The sequence below is a fragment of the Candidimonas nitroreducens genome, assembly GCF_002209565.1.
GTDB lineage: Bacteria > Pseudomonadota > Gammaproteobacteria > Burkholderiales > Burkholderiaceae_B > Candidimonas > Candidimonas nitroreducens.
Genome location: NZ_NJIH01000032.1, coordinates 1 through 914 on the forward strand (window position 1 = coordinate 1; position 914 = coordinate 914).

Genomic DNA, 914 nt, shown 5'->3' on the forward strand with positions numbered 1-914 from the left:
CTGCGCCCGATCCTGATCGTGCTGGTGCTGATCGCGCTGGCGCTGCTGCCGCTGTACGGCTCGGACGTCATGATCCAGTTCGGCATCAGCACGCTGCTGCTGGCCGTGCTGGCCCAGGGCTGGAACATCATCGGCGGCTATACCGGCTACGCGTCCTTCGGCAACTCGGTGTTCTACGGCCTGGGCAGCTACGGCGTGGGCATCGCCATGGTGTCGCTGCACCTGCCGTTCGCCGTGGGCATGGCCCTGGGCGTGGCCCTGGCGGTGATCTTCGCGCTGTGCCTGGGCCTGCCGGTGCTGCGCCTGAAGGGCCATTACTTCGCCATCGCCACGCTGGCCCTGGCGCAGATCATGGCGGCCATCGTCTCGAACATCGGCATCGCCGGGCAGAACATCGGCCTGGTGCTGCCGCCGCTGAACGACGATCCGCTGTTCTACGAGCTGTCGCTGATCCTGCTGGTGCTGGCCACCCTGACCGTGTGGTGGCTGACGCGCAGCCGCTTCGGCTTCGGCCTGATCGCCATCCGCGAAAACGAGGAAGGCGCCGTGGTCATGGGCGTGGACACCACGCGCTACAAGATCATGGCCTTCACCCTGGCCGGCATCTTCAGCGCCCTGGCCGGCGGCATCCACGCCTACTGGATCACCTTCCTCGACCCGGAAAGCGCCTTCGACATCACGCTGAACGTGAAGATGATCATCATGGCGGTGTTCGGCGGGCCGGGCACCGTGCTCGGGCCCATCGTCGGTTCGTTCATCCTGTCGGCCATCTCGGAAATTCTCTCCAGCGAGGTTACCAGCATCGCCGGCCTGTTCTTCGGCGTGGTGATCGTGGTGGCGGTGACGCTCATGCCGCGCGGGCTGGCCGACGTGCTGCGGCGCTTCCGCAAGCTGGGCTGGCGCTACTTCATCGA

1 protein-coding gene is annotated in these 914 nt (G+C 66.3%); it reads left to right on the plus strand.

Annotation, left to right across the window (positions count from 1 at the left end; all coding sequences use genetic code 11):
- On the plus strand, positions 1 to 914 hold a 914-nt coding region (locus tag CEY11_RS24940; RefSeq protein WP_088606147.1), incomplete at its 3' end, for a branched-chain amino acid ABC transporter permease.